The organism is Paenibacillus sp. SZ31 (assembly GCF_012912005.1).
In the GTDB taxonomy this organism is placed as follows: domain Bacteria; phylum Bacillota; class Bacilli; order Paenibacillales; family Paenibacillaceae; genus Paenibacillus.
Genome location: NZ_JABBEA010000004.1, coordinates 99,337 through 118,099, shown reverse-complemented (window position 1 = coordinate 118,099; position 18,763 = coordinate 99,337). Strand labels below are relative to the sequence as shown.

The 18,763-nt window shown below is 45.3% G+C and carries 17 protein-coding genes; 15 read left to right on the top strand and 2 right to left on the bottom strand.

What is annotated here, in order from left to right; all coding sequences use genetic code 11:
- The first annotated feature begins 95 nt into the window (after nt 1–95).
- From groES to HF638_RS10410, 6 genes are all read left to right on the top strand, one after another.
- Nucleotides 96–377, top strand: a complete 282-nt coding sequence (groES, locus tag HF638_RS10435; RefSeq protein WP_017690077.1) for a co-chaperone GroES — start codon at nt 96–98, stop codon at nt 375–377.
- A 73-nt stretch (nt 378–450) separates the two neighbouring features.
- The gene (gene groL, locus HF638_RS10430) at nt 451–2,085 is read left to right on the top strand and encodes a chaperonin GroEL (protein ID WP_017690076.1); all 1,635 of its coding nucleotides are present in this window, start codon (nt 451–453) and stop codon (nt 2,083–2,085) included.
- Between the two features lie 303 nt (nt 2,086–2,388).
- Nucleotides 2,389–2,829: a hypothetical protein gene (locus tag HF638_RS10425; protein WP_169480156.1), complete on the top strand. Its 441-nt coding sequence runs from the start codon at nt 2,389–2,391 to the stop codon at nt 2,827–2,829.
- A gap of 122 nt (nt 2,830–2,951) precedes the next feature.
- Complete coding sequence (locus tag HF638_RS10420) at nt 2,952–3,188, top strand: hypothetical protein (protein WP_169480155.1); 237 nt, start codon at nt 2,952–2,954, stop codon at nt 3,186–3,188.
- A gap of 229 nt (nt 3,189–3,417) precedes the next feature.
- The gene (locus HF638_RS10415) at nt 3,418–4,467 is read left to right on the top strand and encodes a flavin-containing monooxygenase (RefSeq protein WP_211175592.1); all 1,050 of its coding nucleotides are present in this window, start codon (nt 3,418–3,420) and stop codon (nt 4,465–4,467) included.
- A gap of 147 nt (nt 4,468–4,614) precedes the next feature.
- Complete coding sequence (locus tag HF638_RS10410; RefSeq protein ID WP_169480153.1) at nt 4,615–4,962, top strand: hypothetical protein; 348 nt, start codon at nt 4,615–4,617, stop codon at nt 4,960–4,962.
- Between the two features lie 267 nt (nt 4,963–5,229).
- Here HF638_RS10410 and HF638_RS10405 read toward each other — a convergent pair whose 3' ends face one another.
- Nucleotides 5,230–5,916, bottom strand: a complete 687-nt coding sequence (locus HF638_RS10405; RefSeq protein WP_169480152.1) for a hypothetical protein — start codon at nt 5,914–5,916, stop codon at nt 5,230–5,232.
- Between the two features lie 150 nt (nt 5,917–6,066).
- Nucleotides 6,067–9,186, bottom strand: coding sequence for a beta-galactosidase, LacZ type (lacZ, locus tag HF638_RS10400; protein WP_169480151.1), 3,120 nt, complete (start codon nt 9,184–9,186; stop codon nt 6,067–6,069).
- A gap of 126 nt (nt 9,187–9,312) precedes the next feature.
- Here lacZ and HF638_RS10395 point away from each other — a divergent pair, with 126 nt between their 5' ends.
- From HF638_RS10395 to HF638_RS10355, 9 genes are all read left to right on the top strand, one after another.
- Nucleotides 9,313–10,146 carry a helix-turn-helix transcriptional regulator gene (locus tag HF638_RS10395; protein WP_169480150.1) on the top strand — a complete coding sequence of 278 codons (834 nt, stop codon included), beginning with the start codon at nt 9,313–9,315 and terminating at the stop codon, nt 10,144–10,146.
- 223 nt (nt 10,147–10,369) lie between these two features.
- Entirely contained in the window at nt 10,370–11,305 is a 936-nt protein-coding gene (locus HF638_RS10390; protein ID WP_169480149.1) for a helix-turn-helix domain-containing protein, read from the top strand.
- 27 nt (nt 11,306–11,332) lie between these two features.
- A complete protein-coding gene (locus HF638_RS10385) occupies nt 11,333–11,821 on the top strand; it encodes a DinB family protein (RefSeq protein WP_169480148.1) in 489 nt (162 codons plus the stop codon).
- Between the two features lie 187 nt (nt 11,822–12,008).
- Nucleotides 12,009–12,296 carry a hypothetical protein gene (locus HF638_RS10380; protein ID WP_169480147.1) on the top strand — a complete coding sequence of 96 codons (288 nt, stop codon included), beginning with the start codon at nt 12,009–12,011 and terminating at the stop codon, nt 12,294–12,296.
- Between the two features lie 195 nt (nt 12,297–12,491).
- Complete coding sequence (locus tag HF638_RS10375; RefSeq protein ID WP_211175591.1) at nt 12,492–13,016, top strand: GNAT family N-acetyltransferase; 525 nt, start codon at nt 12,492–12,494, stop codon at nt 13,014–13,016.
- Nucleotides 13,017–13,398: 382 nt separating this feature from the next.
- Nucleotides 13,399–14,244 carry a rhamnulose-1-phosphate aldolase gene (rhaD, locus tag HF638_RS10370; RefSeq protein WP_169480146.1) on the top strand — a complete coding sequence of 282 codons (846 nt, stop codon included), beginning with the start codon at nt 13,399–13,401 and terminating at the stop codon, nt 14,242–14,244.
- A gap of 278 nt (nt 14,245–14,522) precedes the next feature.
- Complete coding sequence (locus HF638_RS10365; RefSeq protein ID WP_169480145.1) at nt 14,523–16,340, top strand: APC family permease; 1,818 nt, start codon at nt 14,523–14,525, stop codon at nt 16,338–16,340.
- 343 nt (nt 16,341–16,683) lie between these two features.
- Nucleotides 16,684–17,646, top strand: a complete 963-nt coding sequence (locus tag HF638_RS10360) for a carbohydrate ABC transporter permease (protein WP_062833088.1) — start codon at nt 16,684–16,686, stop codon at nt 17,644–17,646.
- Nucleotides 17,643–18,464 carry a carbohydrate ABC transporter permease gene (locus HF638_RS10355; protein WP_036669010.1) on the top strand — a complete coding sequence of 274 codons (822 nt, stop codon included), beginning with the start codon at nt 17,643–17,645 and terminating at the stop codon, nt 18,462–18,464. Before HF638_RS10360 ends, HF638_RS10355 begins: the two co-directional genes overlap by 4 nt.
- Nucleotides 18,465–18,763 lie beyond the last annotated feature (299 nt).

Genomic DNA, 18,763 nt, shown 5'->3' with positions numbered 1-18,763 from the left:
AGTTGGTTGTTAGCACTGAACACTGTCGAGTGCTAATACATATGGCTACAACCTACAATGTAACGTTATATAATTTCAAAAGGAGGCTATTTTTCATGATCAGACCTTTAGGTGAACGCGTATTGGTAGAACCACTGGAGCAAGAACAAACAACTTCTTTCGGGATCGTACTCCCGGACTCCGCCAAAGAAAAACCGCAAGAGGGTAGAATCATTGCAGTTGGTGCTGGAGTATTGAAAGACGGCGTACGTGTAGCTCTGGAAGTGAAAGAAGGAGATCGCGTTATTTTCTCCAAATATGCCGGTACAGAAATCAAATTCGAAGGTAAAGAATATTTGATTATGAAAGAAAGCGATATTCACGCGATTCTCGACTAATTCAAATTTAATCGGATAACCGAACCATATAGCACTACCATTTTCCAACAAAAACTAGGGAGGTTTTCTTAACATGGCTAAAGACATTAAATTCAGTGAAGACGCTCGTCGCTCCATGCTTCGTGGTGTGGACGCATTGGCTAATGCAGTAAAAGTAACACTCGGTCCTAAAGGCCGTAACGTGGTTCTGGAGAAAAAATTCGGAAGCCCGCTCATCACAAACGATGGTGTAACCATTGCTAAAGAAATCGAACTGGAAGATGCATTCGAGAACATGGGTGCACAACTGGTTAAAGAAGTAGCAACGAAAACCAACGATGTTGCCGGTGACGGTACTACAACAGCAACTGTATTGGCGCAAGCGCTGATCACAGAAGGTCTGAAAAACGTAACTGCAGGCGCTAGCCCAATCGGTATCCGTAAAGGGATCGACAAAGCGGTTAAAGCTGCGGTTGCTGAATTGCAATCCATCTCCAAACCAATCGATTCCAAACAATCCATTGCACAAGTTGCAGCAATCTCTGCAGCTGACGAAGAAGTAGGCGAACTGATCGCTGAAGCTATGGAAAAAGTAGGTAAAGATGGCGTAATCACAGTAGAAGAATCCAAAGGATTCGCTACAGAGCTTGAAGTGGTTGAAGGTATGCAATTCGACCGTGGATACATCTCTCCTTACATGATCACTGATACGGACAAGATGGAAGCTGTTTTGGACAATCCGTACATCTTGATCACAGACAAAAAAATCTCCAGCACGCAAGATATCTTGCCATTGCTTGAGAAAATTGTTCAACAAGGCAAACCGCTGGTATTGATCGCTGAAGATATCGAAGGCGAAGCACTGGCTATGCTGGTTGTGAACAAATTGCGTGGTACATTCAATGCTGTAGCTGTTAAAGCTCCAGGATTCGGTGACCGTCGTAAAGCAATGCTGCAAGACATCGCTGCCCTCACTGGTGGCCAATTGATCACGGAAGAACTGGGTCTGGACCTGAAATCCGCTGTTGTGGAACAACTGGGTACAGCTCGTCAAATCCGCGTAACTAAAGAAAACACAATCATCGTTGACGGTGCTGGTAACAAATCCGATATCGATGCACGTGTTAGCCAAATCCGTACACAATTGGAAGAAACAACTTCCGAGTTCGACAAAGAGAAACTGCAAGAGCGTCTGGCTAAATTGTCCGGCGGTGTAGCAGTAATCAAAGTTGGTGCGGCTACTGAAACAGAATTGAAAGAACGCAAACTTCGCATCGAAGATGCCCTGAACGCAACTCGCGCTGCGGTTGAAGAAGGTATCGTATCCGGTGGTGGTACAGCGCTCATGAACGTATATAGCGCGGTTGCGGCTGTAGCTCTGTCCGGTGACGAGCAAACAGGCGTAAACATCGTCCTGCGTGCTCTAGAAGCACCAATCCGTACAATCGCAGCTAACGCTGGCGAAGAAGGTTCCGTAATCGTGGAACGTCTGAAAAAAGAACAAACTGGCGTAGGCTTCAACGCTGCAACTGGCGAGTGGGTTAACATGATCGAAGCTGGTATCGTTGACCCTGCGAAAGTAACTCGTTATGCATTGCAAAACGCGGCTTCCGTAGCAGCAATGTTCCTGACTACTGAAGCAGTTATCGCTGACAAACCAGAACCAGCAGGTGCTGGTGGCGGAATGCCTGACATGGGCGGTATGGGTGGAATGGGCGGCATGATGTAATAAAGGTGTAAAAACCTTTATTACATCATGTGCCTAGCAGAGTGAATTCTCGTTGCGATGCGACGAAAATTTGTGAAGCAGTCACTTTTACAAATTATAAATGAATCAAAAACCACTTCTTAATTTCTATTAAGGAGTGGTTTTTTGTGTTGTTGAATACTATCATAATTCAAGTTCACTAATTTTGGAGAGTTCCCATTTTTCTTTCTTAGAGTTACCTGATATGTCTTCTTCCTATTGCAAAGGGAATATTTGCAGTTGTATGATGAAGGTTAGTATTAAGTGATACAGAGGTCATATATCATGAAACATGTTAGAAAAATGATAGTGGCAGTTTTGGTGTCGGCTGCTGTTATTATCTTAATTTATAATTTCACTTCCAATTCTGAAGGAAGATTCGTAAAAGCAAATGAACCTAGAAATACTCCATCAACTACATTAACAGTAATTAATAATGAAGATTTCGCAGGTACTGCTAACACGCATCGGTTTAATATTCCTGCAGGATTTGGATATGTAAAAGCAAGTTTTAAAAACAAGGGTGCGAAAGACTTCACGTTCACGATCAATGAAGGATCTACTAGTGGAACCGCAATAACGTCTGGCAGTGTCCCAGCAGATGGAAAAGAGCATACATATTATAGCGACAAAGCGTTGTCGACTGGTTCGTATTATGTAAGTACCTCTTCTGCGCAAGGGATGTCGGGCATATTGGATGTTTCTCTTGGAACTGATGTTAATTAAAGATTCGGTAATTCGCTCTAAATGTAGATTTGAAGCCCTGTGATTGAAACCTCGTTCCTATGATTTCGTATGTACAGTGATACATAGACAGGTTATGAGTCACGACTTGAGGAGGAAATGAATTGAGAAAGGGTACGAAGTGGGTATTATGGATTCTGGGCTTGATGCTCGCTGCAATTTTTATCAACTTTTTTATGAATCTATATAGCTTTGCTTATGCGCTGATTACCGTGCTTTTACTTGCCTTTATGGGGTGGGGATTCTTAGCAAAGTTAAAGAATGACGTTCGTCAGCATGAAGATCATCATAGAAGAGAGCATCAGTCTGCGAACGATGACATCGATAGATACACCAGGTAATAACTAACTAACGAACAAAAGAACATAGCATACTTAGAATCAAAGTTAAGTTACATGCAACCTACGCTGCAATAATTAATGGCTCCCGAGAGGGAGTCTTTTTAATGTTGATTTTTTCAAAAAAGTAGTGTGGTTTTCTTCTATTGCTAAACAGACAGTTGTTAAGTAAAATGAATATATGAATAAGTGCTCATATATTAGTATATAGACGATATTGGAGATGATACATATGTACGATGTATTGGTTATCGGAGCTGGACAAGCAGGTTTGGCAGCAGGTTACTATCTTCAGCGGTCGGGGTTAACCTTTTTAATCGTTGACGCTGCCTCATCAGTCGGGCAATCTTGGCGTAAACGGTACGATTCCTTACGTCTTTTTACCCCACGAATGTATGATGGGTTACCTGGAATGCCGCTTAGTGGAAATGAAAGTGGCCTGCCAAGCAAAGATGAAATTGCAGATTATTTTGAAAGTTACGCCAAGCAAATGCATCTTCCTATAAAGTTAAACTGTTTAATCTCTCGTCTCTCGAAGCAAGATGAGGTGTACTATGCTGAAACCAATAATGGAATGATCGAAGCGCGCAATATTATCGTTGCGACGGGACCTTTCCAGACGAAGAATGTTCCTCAGTTTGCGAAATCATTATCCGAGCAAGTGATTCAGCTTCATTCTTCAGAGTATAAAAAAATCTCTCAATTGCTTCCTGGAACAACAGTAGTTGTAGGCGGAGGCAATTCAGGTGCTCAAATCGCCGTAGAGTTAGCAGCAGATGATAAACAAACCGTATACATATCCATAGCTCAAAATATAACCTTTAGGCCTTTGCATATCATGAAACGAAGTATATTCTGGTATTTTGAAAAGCTCGGAGTATTACGTGCAAGTGCAGATCGTATGGTTGGAAAATGGTTGCGAAATCAGCCTGAGTACGTCTATGGTTATGAGTTAAAAGAATTGATGACCCAGGGAAAAGTTAACATGCGCCCACGTGCTGTAAATGCGATAGATGACCGTATCCTATATGAGGATGGTAGTGAGACACGAATAGACAATATTATCTGGGCGACTGGGTTTAAGCGAAATGACAGTTGGATCGATATCGATACTGCTTTTGATTCCAAAGGTGTAATTTTACACGAGACAGGAGTCTCACCCGTTGTTGGACTGTACTTTGTAGGTCTACCTTGGCAAACATCACGAGGTTCTGCATTGTTGGGATGGGTCAAGTACGATGCTCAGAGAATCGTTAGTCATATCAAAGGTAAGTCACATTAAACTATATAAAGCGATTGGAAGGGTTATTCTGTCATCGTAGTGTCTGTGTAAATAACTTTAGTTCAACTTATATAGATTAGATATCAGGAATGATTAGCAAATATCACAACTCACATTTTTGGGTATATTCCTAAAAGGAGGGATATTATGAAATTATTTAAACTGCCATTGATTCTTTGTGTTATAGTGCTTGTATCTATTGTCTCAGCTTGTGGTGCGGATGATATAATCCGCGGAAAGAGCGATAACTGGAATATATCTCTTCAGAGATCGACAGGGATCTATACTATAACCTACATCGGTGATGAAAAGCGTATAAAGGATTTTGTGTTTGACCTTACTGGCAACAATTTATCACAACAGGGGAAATCACTTGAAGAAGAAGGGGTACCGTTCACGATGTCAGGAACAATTACTGAGACGGAGAAAATGAAAAATCCAATTACCTTTAAAATGAGTTGGAACAATCAAAGCGAGATTGTAACTTTTGAGTAACGCTCGTATGGTGGAGGTGTTCATCATTGGTTTGGTGGCAACTATTAATTGCGTGGATATGCATTATTTGTTTGATGATCACCTTCAAAGATAAAATCAGTAAATGGATATTGTACCCTGTATCGCTTTTTTGTATCGTGATTACTTTAATAGTAGGACTCTTTAATCCCTAAGAAGAGGAGATTACAAGTAAATTACTGAATCACTCCTATAGTACATACCACACGTTAGGCCGTTCCTTCATGGAGCGGCCTAACGTGTGGTATCTTATTTCGCAACAGTTATTTCAAAAGTCGAGTGTTCATGATCCTGTACGCTGAAGCGATATTCTAATCCATTTCGAACCGTCGCTCCATCAAAATCACGCTGATTCACATCGCGATCCAATAGACCGATATCCTGGATGACATCTTGTGCATCGTTATACGTGTACTCACTATTGGTTGTGAGAATGAGTGTGGCGATAGCAGTCAAAAGAATTCCACCCGTTGGTTCGCTCGCATCACCGGTTGCGTATAACCTGACTTCCTGTACGCTCTCATCTGCATTCACTACACCAACCAAGCGCAATTCGTCATTGAATACATACTCGAAAGCGCCAGTGCCCTGCGTCGAAGAGTCTTTCATATTCAAGCGGGTAATACTCAAACCATTCAGTCGGTATTTGCCCACGGCGCCATTAAACTTGTTTTTAAAATCTTCGGTAGTCATGTTGAAGCCAGAGAGTTCAATCTGGGATGAAGGGGTCTGATCTATTTCAGACTGAGTAGAGTTCGAAGATAAAGTCAGCGTGCCATACAACCCTATTGAAGCAATCGCAAAACAGGCCGTCGTTAGAAAAATATATCTGATTGGCAACCTATTGCCTTTGCGAATAGATAGGATCATTCCAACAACAGATACCAAGAAAGTGATAAAGCCAAGAATGAAGAGAGCGGTAAACAGATATTGCAAAATCTCACCTCGTAATAGAGTAATAGCTGGTAAAAATCTTTCTTGCACCTCATTCATTATAATGTTCCGTTGAAAAACTTCAAACTCATACTACTCACCACTCCACAAAAAAAGCACTGCCGGCATACTGCCAGCAGTGCTTGCTTGATGTTATACAGGTCTTACCGTAAAGGTGAAGTGATACGCGCGGTTGGCTGGTAAGGTGTATTCAGCATGTGTGCGAGCACCCCAGCTGTCATCTCCACCGACACCCATTTGTTTGTAATTGATACGCGCCACAGTCTGTGTGCTCTCAGGTAATTTGTACACATGATCGTTTGCTTCCAATTCCTCAGGTGTCCACGGTAACGCATTGATTTCAAATGGTATGGTGGCTTCTACGTGCAGACCACTTTGACCATCCTCTGATGTAACTTCAGCAAAGCGTACATCCGTTTTGTTACCACACTCTTGTGGTTTCAGGTATGGAACGAATTGATCTTGAACCGCACCTGTGTAATAGCCGAGACGTGCACTGGTTAGACGGTCTGCATAATTGTCATGAGGGCCTCTGCCGTACCAAGAGATTGTATCCAGGCTGTTATTCAGTTGCAGCAGTATACCGAATTCCGGTAGATCGGGTAGGCCTTCGCCTGGAATAAGGGTTTGACTGATTTCCAATACGCCATCCGGATCAATTCGGTATGTGATGGACAGCGTACATCCCGGATGTTGATCCCACGTATAATCGGTCGTCACGAGAATGCCTTGTTCGTCTGCATGGTGTTCGAAACGAATTAGTCTGCTGGTAGCGTGAGCATCTCTCCAGAACGCAGAACGCTCATTCAAGCGGTTCCCCATATCGTTGTCTGTCATGGCTCTCCAGAAATTCGGGCGGACAGGTGCGAGCAATTGCTCCTGATTATTGATCTGATAGGACGTGAGCGTGCCAGTAGCTGGATTGAAGCTCAACGTGACTTGGCCTGCAGCCACTTGCAATTCATCTTGTAGATCCTGTACCTGCGGAGCATTGCCTTGTCCTTGATACACCGGTTGGATTGGACGCAATCGTGGAGATACCACGAACTGATCCCAGGCAATCTCATGACCTGTTCCTGCCCATTTGGTTGCAACTTTCGTAACCAAGGATATAGTCAGCACCGCTTCCTTGAGCAAATCAGACGATGGCGTGTATGGGATACGGACTTCGGTCGATTCGCCAGGAGGTACCGCGATATCGAGCGTGCCGTTCTCTACGGATACACCATCGTGTGTTACTGTCCACACGAGCGAATATTCGCTCAGATCCGTGAACAGGAACTGGTTTCGGATGCGTAGCAGGCCGTCTTTTACATCAATAGCTTCCATACGAACGTTCTGATAACATTTCTTCACTTCTTCCAGTTTCGGTGTAACTGTCTTATCCGCCAGAATCAGTCCGTTACCGCAGAAATTGCCATCATGAGGGGATTCACCGAAGTCTCCGCCATAAGCGAAATATTCGACACCGTCTGCCGTAGTGGTACGAATGGACTGATCGACCCAGTCCCAGATGAATGCACCCTGCAACACATCATATTTATCGAACAAATCCCAATACAGATGCAGACCACCGCAGGAGTTCCCCATGGCATGGCTGTATTCGCAGATAATATAAGGTTTCTTCGGTCCTGGCATGCGAGCATAATTCTCTACATTTTCAGGGCTGATATACATCGTCGATTCAATATCGCTTGCTGAATCAGAAGGGCGATAATGGAAGGTCCCTTCATAATGAACGAGACGGGTTGGATCGACTTGTTTCAGATAATCGTACATCGCGATGAAGTTATCGCCGCCGAAGGACTCATTACCGAGAGACCAGATAATCACGGACGCATGGTTTTTGTCCCGCTGGAACATCGAGTTACAGCGGTCGATTACGTTGTTACGCCATTCCGGCTTGCTTGCAGGAATGTTGTCCTCATTCATTTCCTTTTGCCCATAGTACCAAGTGCCGTGAGTCTCCAGATTCGTCTCGTCAATAACATAGAGGCCGTATTCATCACAGAGTTCGTACCAGAGTGACTGATTCGGATAATGGGATGTGCGCACGGCGTTAACGTTATAGGACTTCATTAACTCGATGTCACGGATCATATCTTCCCGCCCAATGGCTCGACCGGTATCCGGGGAAAACTCATGACGATTCACACCTTTGAATACAATGCGTTTGCCGTTGATTTGCATCAGGCCGTCCTTCAGTTCAAACTTGCGGAATCCGATCCGGCTGCGGACCGCTTCCAGTGTTTCGCCTGATTCGTCCTGAATGGACAGCACAAGTGTATATAGATGAGGGGACTCGGCGCTCCATAGAAGCGGATTGATAACCTCTGCTGACAAATTAAATGAAAGTTCATCCTCGCCCTGGAACGTAACGGCCGCAGTAAGTGGCTGTTTCAATACAGTCTGTTGCTGTGCATCATAGAGCTGGGCTTGGACGGACAATCCGGCAGTGGTCTGCGCGGCATTATGATTAAATAATTTCAAATCCAGCAGTAACTCCGCATCCTGATACGCGTCATCCAGTTCGGTACGAACAAAGAAATCGGCGATCTGAACGGGTGAAGGTGAATGCAAGTATACACCACGGAATATGCCGCTTAACCGCCAGAAATCCTGATTCTCCAGCCAGCTCGCATCACACCAACGATATACCTCCACAGCGAGCTTGTTCTCACCTTCCGTTAGATACGGAGTGATATCAAATTCTGCGGGTGTGAATGTGTCCTCGCTATAACCGACGAGCTCTCCGTTGACCCATACATAAAAGGCGGATTCAACGCCCTCAAAATGAAGCAGGACAGGCCGGTCTTTCCAGTCTGCAGGAACAGTAAACGTATGGATATACGAACCCACTGGATTATAAGTTGTTGGTGCAAATGGGGGCTTCAGTTCAGGCTCACGCTCGACCCACGGATACGTCATATTCGTATACTGGGGATAATCGTAACCTTGTAGCTGCCAGTTGGAAGGAACGGCGATCTCGTCCCAGTCACTGGCATCATAGTTGTTCTCATAAAAGGATGTAATCCGTTGCTCCGGTGTCTCCGCAAAGGCAAACTTCCACTGACCATTCAGTGATTCGTACCATGGCGATGCGCTGGAATCATTGGACAATGCTTCTGCTATAGATGGAAACGCTACCATAGAAGCATGTGCGGGTAGACGGCCTACTTGAAAAGTCTCGGGATTATTGTTCCATTCCGGGTATCCATTCGCCGGAGGGGTGTGTACCAGTTTCTTTCGCATAACAGCAACTCCTTCTGAAATGTTATAATATTGTCATTATAGAATTGAATTGAGACTTAGAAAATAAAGAATATTGCCCATATATATCACAATATGAAACTAACGATGGAGAGAGTGGTGTACTGGATGGATACCCGGATTTTTTTTGGTAAAACAGAAGAAGCTGCTCGCCTGCCGATCTATATGACCACGGTTGGATACTGGGAACACCAATATGAAACCGAGCGTCCAGAGGGATTCCCGGATTATCAGATCCACCAGATCATTCATGGTCAGGGAAGAGTGATTATACAAGACGAAGAATACATCGTCGGACCGGGTGACATTTTCGTTCTGTACCCTGATGTGCCGCATCGATATATGCCGATCAGTGACCGCTGGGAGCTGGCTTGGGTCTCGTTTCAGGGGAGAGAAGCCAGTCAGCTATTATCTTATGCGGGGATTACCGGTTCACGCGTGTGCAGACTCAGGACAGCCACGCTGTTGCATGGCCTGGAGCAACTTCTGGTTAGAGGTGAGAATGGGGGTGATACGGATTATGCAGATTACGATGTGGAATGTTCCAAACAATTATATGCTCTGCTGTTGGATCTGAAGCCACTACTCATCGTATCTGCCAACTATAATGATGAACTGGAGCGCTTGAAGCCTGTGCTGCGTTATATCGCAGAGCATCTGGATCGTTCACTGTCGCTGAAGGAACTGGCCGATGTGGCTGTGGTGTCTCCTCAATATTTGTGCAGACTGTTTCAGAAGGCGCTTCATACCAGACCTGTATTTTACGTAAACCAGGAACGAATCAATCGGAGCAAACAACTGATGTTCAGTGAGAGAGAACTCCGAATCTATGAAGTTGCTGATCGGGTGGGCTACGAGAATGCCAGTTATTTCTGTGCGATGTTCAAAAGGCATACAGGCATGAGTCCGGAGCGTTTTCGCAAACTTCACGGACTGAGTTAAAAATTGAGTAATTTTGATCTGATATTCATCCCAATTTCAGTTTCCATTAAGGTTGCGAAGGTAAGATAAGTCTTGTAAACCCCTTCTCGTGTTAAATAGATGTGTGACTGGCCCTATCGGATTGTCCTCCGGTAGGGCACTTTTTTTCTCCATTTCTGCGGTTGATGGTATGATAGATGAATACATAATGTGTAACCAACTCTAGTGATCGGAGGATGGAATTGTGGATCACAGCCTGCACCCGTTGTTTAAGCCTATTCAGATAAATGGAACGTACCCTAACAGTTATTATGTTGAGAAAATACCTGTTGCCGGCTTGATGGCTTATGTGGCCTGTTATTGGGAATCAGGATCTCTTCCGAACACGCATGCAGATGTTACTTGGGGAGAAGGTCGAGAGCAATCGGTGATGACTGTCCCTGCACGGGTATTGCCGGATGGTTGCACGGATATGCTGATTACATACGACCCGGTCTGTTCGGAGCACTCCTATGCTTACTGCGGCAATTATACACAGCCGTTCGCTGTACCTGAGCCATCCGATGATGGTTCGCCTGCTGGAGATTACACCTTTGGTGTCCGGTTCTTTCCAGGTGGAGCGCATGTCTTCCATGGCATGCCTCTGGAATGGTTTACGGATAAGCGAATTGCCCTTCAGGAATGTTGGCCGGAGAAGCTAAACGAGCTTCAGGAGCGGATGGCCGAAACGAACAGTTTTGCAGAGCGGGTAGAAGTTATGAACGCGTACTTGAGTCCGTTGTCCATGCAGTCAAGCACATCTGAGAACGATCTGATGAAAAACGTGCTGCACCGCATCTTTATAGATGGGGGACGTATGACTGTCCAGGAGCTGGCGATGCGTGAAGTGATCAGTGAGCGGCAGCTGCATCGCAAGTTCTCGGAGTGGGTCGGAATCAGTCCCAAACGGTTCAGTGAGGTGGTTCGTTTTCATCGAGTGCTGAATGATATTCATCAGGGGAACACGGCAGACTGGGCAATGCTTGCCCAGAATCACGGATTTTTTGACCAAGCCCATCTGATTCGGCAATTTCGCAAGTTTTATGGAGAGACTCCGTTGACGGCAGCCAAGGAGCATGGCAGAATGTTGTCCGATTTGTACAATAGATCTGTAGAACCGTCGGTTATACTTAAATCGTGAGAATAAAAGATAAGGGAGACATCATATATGAATGGAACATTGCAGATTCGGGATCATTTGTTGAATGAGTTGGAAACAGGCGTACGGACGGGGGCTTCGTTAATTCGCTTGATCCGTTCGGAGGATTGGTCGGTTCGTCCACAGGAGAATATGCGTTCATTGGTGGAGCTTGTGCATCATTTTATCCAGATCACGGCATCGGATCTTGCCATTATGCAGGAAAAAGGTGAAGCAGAGGTTGGTCTGGTGGAGAACAGTTTGTCCGGAATCGAGGATATCGAGAAGCTTGAAGCAACGTTGTGGAGCAATTTCGAATCCTACAAAGCATATATTACGGGATTGAGTGAAGAAGATTATTTAAACCGCTCTACCAAAGCTTTCTATATGGAACATGGTCATTTGCAGGCGCAATGGCAGATTGAAACGTTAACGCATGTGTTCCATCACCGTTCGCAGCTGTATAACTACCTCAAGCAGCAGGGTCATGAACTGAACTTTTTCATGCTGTATGCCTAATTAAACCTGTAATATTAAAGTAAGCTTAGTTGGCTCCACCGGATGGTCCGGTGGGGCTTTTTGCGTACAGTTGTCTATCAATCTATGCTGTCTATTAAAAATGGACGTTATAACACGGTCATTTCACCGTGACTTTACTAGTTTCTGAACATAGAATACCGTATCAAAGCAAAAGGAGGTGATTTCAATGGCCATCCTTTTACCATTACAGTATTACAATCTTCCAGCTGGCGTAGGCAAGTCCTACTACGAAAACCTGTCTGGAGGAACCAATGCCAGCGTTACAGTAAACAACTACGGACCTTTCCCAGTATCTCTCGTAATCACTCGTGTTAATGCACCAGTAGTCACTTACGTGGTTCCAGTAAACAGCAGTCTTACAATTACTGCAAGTGCAGTCCTGGTTTTTGCATTACAAGCCAACCTTGGAGGCGCTGCTTCCGGAACAGTTCAATTCGCCGTAGCAGATTTCTAATTGGTGTAATACAGTAGATGGGCCTCTGCCGGACATGATGTCGGCAGGGGTCTTTCTTTTTTTGGTGGAACCTTCTGGATTGAAAATGATATTATACTAGGGTCTTTATACATATTTGTTTATCCTGACGGTCATTCGATTAATTTAAGGTATAGGCGGCACGCAGATTTGTGTTGGCATACAGGAGGTTAGTGGATGATGAACAGAACAATCTTATTTGAAACCGAACGGTTGGAATGTGCGTCGTGGAACGAAGGGGATCGTGCGCTGGCGTTTGCGCTGTGGGGCGATCATGAGGTTGCCAAGTGGATTAGCAGTAAGGGATTTCTAAGCGAGGATGAAGTAGAAGCACGATTAACACAGGAAATTCAAAGGCAAAAGGAAGCGGGGGTGCAATATTGGCCCCTTTTTGAGAAAGAGTCCGAGGTGTTTGTGGGCTGTTGTGGCCTGCGTCCGTATTCTTCAGAAGAGGATATGTATGAACTGGGATTCCATCTAACCCGGGATCACTGGGGCAAAGGGTATGCCCAGGAAGCAGCGCATGCGGTGATTAAGTATGCCTTTGACGAAATGAAGGCGAAGGCACTGTTTGCCGGGCATCATCCAGATAATGAAGTGTCACGTCACATCTTGATCAAGCTGGGATTCGAGTACACAGGTGACGAACGATATGAACCGACTGGAAAGATGCATCCGACCTATGTGCTGAAAAAATCATAGATATGCTTCGAATAGGGACAGGCCACATCGTATCCGCTTAACGTGAAATAGATCGAAAGAGGTACGTTGTCCATACCTGCTCAACCCGCTTTTCATGCTTTTTTTATTCTGTTTTCAGCTTCTATTAAGGTAGCAGAGGTATGATAACTCTTGTAAACCCCTTCTCGTGTTAAATAGATGTGTGACTGACCCTGCCGGGCGCCGGTGGGGTATTTTTTTGTTTTATTTTCAAATAAACAAAAATAAACAGAAATAAATAAAAGATTATTTCTGTGTTTGTTATTGACTATCAAAGATAAACAAAGGTATAATGAATGTGAAAAAAGGAACTTACTATGTGCGTGGCAAGCCATATCATTTTCAATATAAGGAGAGATTGATCATGAACGTGACCCTTACCAATGAAACAACACAGGCTGCAGGTTTCCATATTCCATTTATCCGTGAGATGGCCGAAATTACACAACATATGTGGAAAAATGGCTGGGATGAGCGCAATGGCGGTAATGTCAGCTATCTGCTGGAGGAAGAGGAAGTTGCCCAATATATTGATATCCATCATGTGATTCGCAAGATCAAACCTGCATTTTCGGTGCAAGAGCTGGCAGGCAAGTATTTTATCGTGACGGCATCGGGCAAATATTTCAAAAATGTACTCGCCGATCCCGAGAGCAATCTGGGGTTGCTACGTGTATCGCAAGATGGACAGGAGCTGGAAGTGCTCTGGGGATTGAAGTCGGGGGCGAATCCAACGAGTGAGTTGCCTACGCATTTCATGAGCCATATTGAACGTTTGAAATTGGACCCCAACCACCGGGTTGTCATGCACAACCATGCCACTCATGTATTGGCAATGACGTTTATCCACGAATTGGATGAAGCAAAATTCACGAAGACCCTCTGGCAGATGTGCACGGAGTGTGTGGTTGTATTTCCGGATGGGATCGGCATTATTCCATGGATGATTCCTGGATCGAACGAGATTGGCCGCGAAACGGCTGAGAAAATGAAAGAATATCACGCGGTCATCTGGCCGCAGCATGGCATCTTCGGAACAGGTACAACGATTGACGAGGCTTTTGGTCTGATTGAGACGATTGAGAAGGCAGCCCAAGTGTATATGCTGGTTGCCGGTCACGAGATCCGACAGAGAATTACGGATGAGCAGCTGACCACACTGGCACAAGCGTTTGGTGTTACTCCTCGTCCCGGCATTCTGGGCAGTTAATGAAAGCTGGATTGTTTTATAGTTAACGCATAGATCGAGGAAGTGGTCTTTGGTTCATTGAACCGAAGGCCATTTCCTTTTTTTTGACGAACAATCGTCATTTTGGTTCAAAAAAGTTCAAATTGCTGAACAAGAATGGCTTTGTTATCGATTATTGAATCGTAGAATGCATTATCACGCGCTGGCGAAATTCGGGTGAAATGACGTATTGTCAACGGCTCTGCGATTTTGCATAATAACAATGCTTCACAGATGAGAGACGGAAGGAAGTTATGATCATGCTTGGCAAAATGAAGAGAATCTTAATAGGCAAGCCCATGAAATCGGCTGAACTGGATGGAGAAAAATTGGGGAAATGGAAGGCACTCGCCATCCTGTCCTCGGATGCCCTATCGTCCGTTGCCTACGGTACGGAACAGATTTTGCTGGTGCTCGTTGCAGCCGGATTCGCCGCCCTATGGTACTCCGTTCCGATTTCCATCGCCGTGCTGGGATTACTCGTCATTTTAATTTTTTCCTATCGCCAGACGATATTTGCTTATCCAACAGGGGGCGGCGCTTATATCGTAGCCAAGGATAATCTGGGTACCACCTCCAGTCTGATTGCCGGAGGATCTCTGCTGGTGGATTATATTCTGACCGTTGCTGTGAGTTCGTCCGCAGGCACGGATGCGATTACATCGGCTTTTCCAATGCTGCATGACTACAGTGTCGTGATTGCACTCATTATGATTGTTTTTCTAACGATTATGAATTTGCGGGGAGTGACGGAGTCAGCGTCTGTGCTGGCGATCCCCATCTATCTATTTATCTTCTCGATTGCGGTTCTGATTATCTCGGGCGGAATCAAATTTCTTGCCGGGGGGATGGACGCAGCTGCACCTGAATTCGGAACAAGTCTATCCCATGTGAGTATGTTTCTGTTACTGAAGGCATTTAGCTCTGGATGTTCGGCCTTGACTGGCGTAGAAGCGGTAAGTAACGCGATCCCGAACTTCAAGCAACCTGCCGAGAAAAATGCTGCCGGTACGTTACTGCTCATGGGTTGTATATTGGGTGCCATGTTCATTGGCATCACGTTGCTGGCCTTCGGTTATGGGGTGAAACCTGATCCCCATGCCACAGTTATTTCCCAGATTGCCGAAGCTACATTTGGCAGAGGGTGGATGTATTTTATCATCCAGGGTGTAACAGCACTGATCCTGTTCCTGGCAGCGAATACGGCGTATTCGGCTTTCCCACTGTTATCCTTCATGATGGCCAAAGACAAATATATGCCCCATATGTTCATGGTCAGAGGAGACCGCCTTGGCTTCTCGAACGGCATTATTTTTCTCAGTGTGATGTCTGCGCTGCTGGTGGTCGGGTTCAAAGGAAATACGGAAAGCCTGATTCCGCTCTATGCGGTAGGGGTGTTCATTCCATTTACCCTGTCTCAGCTCGGCATGATGATTCGCTGGATCAAAGTGAAGCCGTCGGGCTGGCAGATGAAACTGCTGGTCAATACAGTCGGTATGCTGACTACGCTATCGATTACCCTGATCTTTATTTTCACCAAGTTCACGCAGACATGGGTCATCTTTATCTTTTTGCCGCTCGTTGTCTATGTGTTCATGCGTATTCACCGTCACTATTGCAATATTGCAGATGAACTGCGGATTGATATTCAGGTCGATAAGCCGGCCAAAAAAGGCAATACCATTGTCATTCCAGTTGCAGGCATTACCCGGGTCGTCATGAATACGATTAGTTACGCCCAGACGATGTCGGATCATGTGGTCGCACTGTACATTGGATTCGATGATGAGGCGATACGCAAGATGGAGCAGAAGTGGGAAGAATGGAATCCAGGCGTTCGTCTGGTTGTGATCAAATCGAGGTACCGTAGCATTATGGGGCCGCTCAAGAAATTCATTGATACCGTAGAGTGGAAAACGGCGGAGACCGATCATATCACCATTCTGATTCCGCAATTCATCACCAAGCACTGGTGGCAAAATGTACTGCACAACCAGACCAGCTTCATGATCCGGGCTTATCTGATTAATTACAAAGATGTGATTGTCACCACAGTACCATATCATCTTAATCGTTAACTCGAACGGTTAATCGCTTCACCTCGTTTGGAAGATTTACAGATTAATGTAAAATGAGTCACTTTCATTAATAGGAAAACGTTCATATTCCATTTACACATCGAACCGCAGGGACATCTCCAAACAGGGGAGTTCTTGCGGTTTTTTGTCGCGAAATCCGGTCTGGATTTCGCTTTCGAATTGATGCACATTTGCGTAAACACCCTTGTCCATGATTAACGTTACGTTGATTCAGAACGGATTTTGCTGTGACATTCGACTCTTACACTAGATAACGTGGTGCTGAAGTGGATGTAACATCTCACACACACTGAATGCGTGAAACAAGGGGGAAGAAAATCCGATGAGTGAGCTTGATAACCGGATCAGCTTGCCCGCCGCCAAACGGCGCGTATCCGGTACGAGTGAGCGCCGGACAGTCTCGCTGCGTGTGCAGCGAATGCGGGAGAATATGCTGGCCTATGGTTTCCTGGCACCATCGCTGCTTTTGTTTGCAGTGTTTCTGTTTTACCCGATGTTTAAGTCCGTGTACCTGAGTCTGCATTCCACAGATCCGACGGGACAGATTGCGGCTTACGTAGGGCTGGATAACTTCAAGGCGGTATTCCAATCAGGACTGTTTATGCAAGGGATGAAAGTGACATTATTATTTGTCCTGTTTACAGTCCCCACAGGTATGTTGGCTGCTCTGATTCTGGCTGCACTGACCCACAACCGGTTCAAGGGAATGCGTGTGTTCCAATTTGTATTCTCGCTGCCCGTGGTGTTATCCGTCGGTTCGTCAGCGGTGATCTGGAAGTTTCTATTCCATCCGACCCTGGGCATGCTGAATTATCTGCTTGGCAAAGTAGGCATCGATCCAATTCCCTGGCTCACCAGCCCGGATTGGGCATTGATCTCAATCTCCATCATGACAATCTGGATGAACCTTGGATTCAACTACATTATTCTATCCAGTGGTTTGGCAGGCATCCCGGATGAGATCTACGAGAGCGCCAAGATTGACGGCGCAGGACCCTTGCTGACGTTTCGCAAAATCTCGATGCCGCTACTGTCACCAACGTTATTCTTTGTTACGGTCGTATCGATCATTGGCGCTTTTCAATCGTTCGGTCAGATCAACATTCTAACCCGGGGTGGCCCGATGGACAGTACGAATGTTTTCGTCTATTCCATCTATCAGGAAGCTTTCGTTAATTTCCGCTTTGGTACAGGTAGTGCACAGGCACTGATCCTGTTCGTGGTGATTATGCTGCTGACCCTGATCCAGTTCAAATGGGTAGAAAGGAAAGTGCATTACCAATGAGTGCGACATGGACCAAAACGCTGTTGTATGTATTACTGACGATCTGTGCAGCACTTGTGCTGTATCCGGTGATGTACACCTTTTTCATGGCCGTCATGACGCCGGAAGATGCGAGCGCTTATCCGCCGCATATCATTCCAAATTCAATCGATCTGTCCAACTTTAGCGAAGTGTTCGATATTGTTCCGATCGGTCGATTTATCGGCAATACCTTTCTTGTCGCAGGACTGACGACGCTTGGTCAATTGATTACAGCGAGTATGGCAGCTTATGCGTTTGCGAAAATGCAGTTCAAAGGCAAAAACGTCATCTTCAGCATGTTTGTCGCAACGATGATGATTCCATGGGAAGTAACGATGATCCCAAATTACCTCACGGTTCGTAGCTGGGGCTGGCTGGATAGTTATCAAGGACTGACGGTGCCGTTTCTGGCAACGGCGTTTGGTACATTCCTGCTAAGACAGTTCTTCATGCAGCTACCCAAGGAATTGTTCGAGGCGGCGAGGATCGACGGTTGTGGTCATATTCGCTATTTCATATCGCATGTCTTGCCTTTGTCCCGTCCGGCACTTGGTACACTGGCAATCTATTCATTCTTAAGCATGTACAATTCGTATCTCTGGCCGCTGCTGGTGACAAACACACCGGAAATGAGAACCGCACAGATCGGAATTTCGATGCTGGAGTTCCAGGAATCCACAGCATGGAATCTGGTATTTGCCGGAACAGCAATGGTGATTCTACCATCCTTACTGCTATTGATCTTCGGGTTGAAACAACTTGTCCGCGGAATGGCCGCAGGCGCGCTGAAGGGGTAAGGAGAGAAAGTTTTACAACTATTTAATTGAAGTGGAAGCTCTGAAGGTTTTGATCTAAAGATTTTGATTAAGAGGTTTTGAATTAAACCTTGTATCTTCGTACAAGGTCTACGGTTTTAGATACCAGGAGCGAATAAAATGAGGCTCGTGCTTCAAATAAGATGTTGAAATGAACGACGGTAGTAGTGGAGGGGACGAAATCGATTCTGAAGAAGCGAAGCGTTCGCCTTTATCCCCGGATTTTCCCCTTTGAGAGGGGGAATGAGAAAAATCCGGGGATAACAGCGATCAAAAGAACG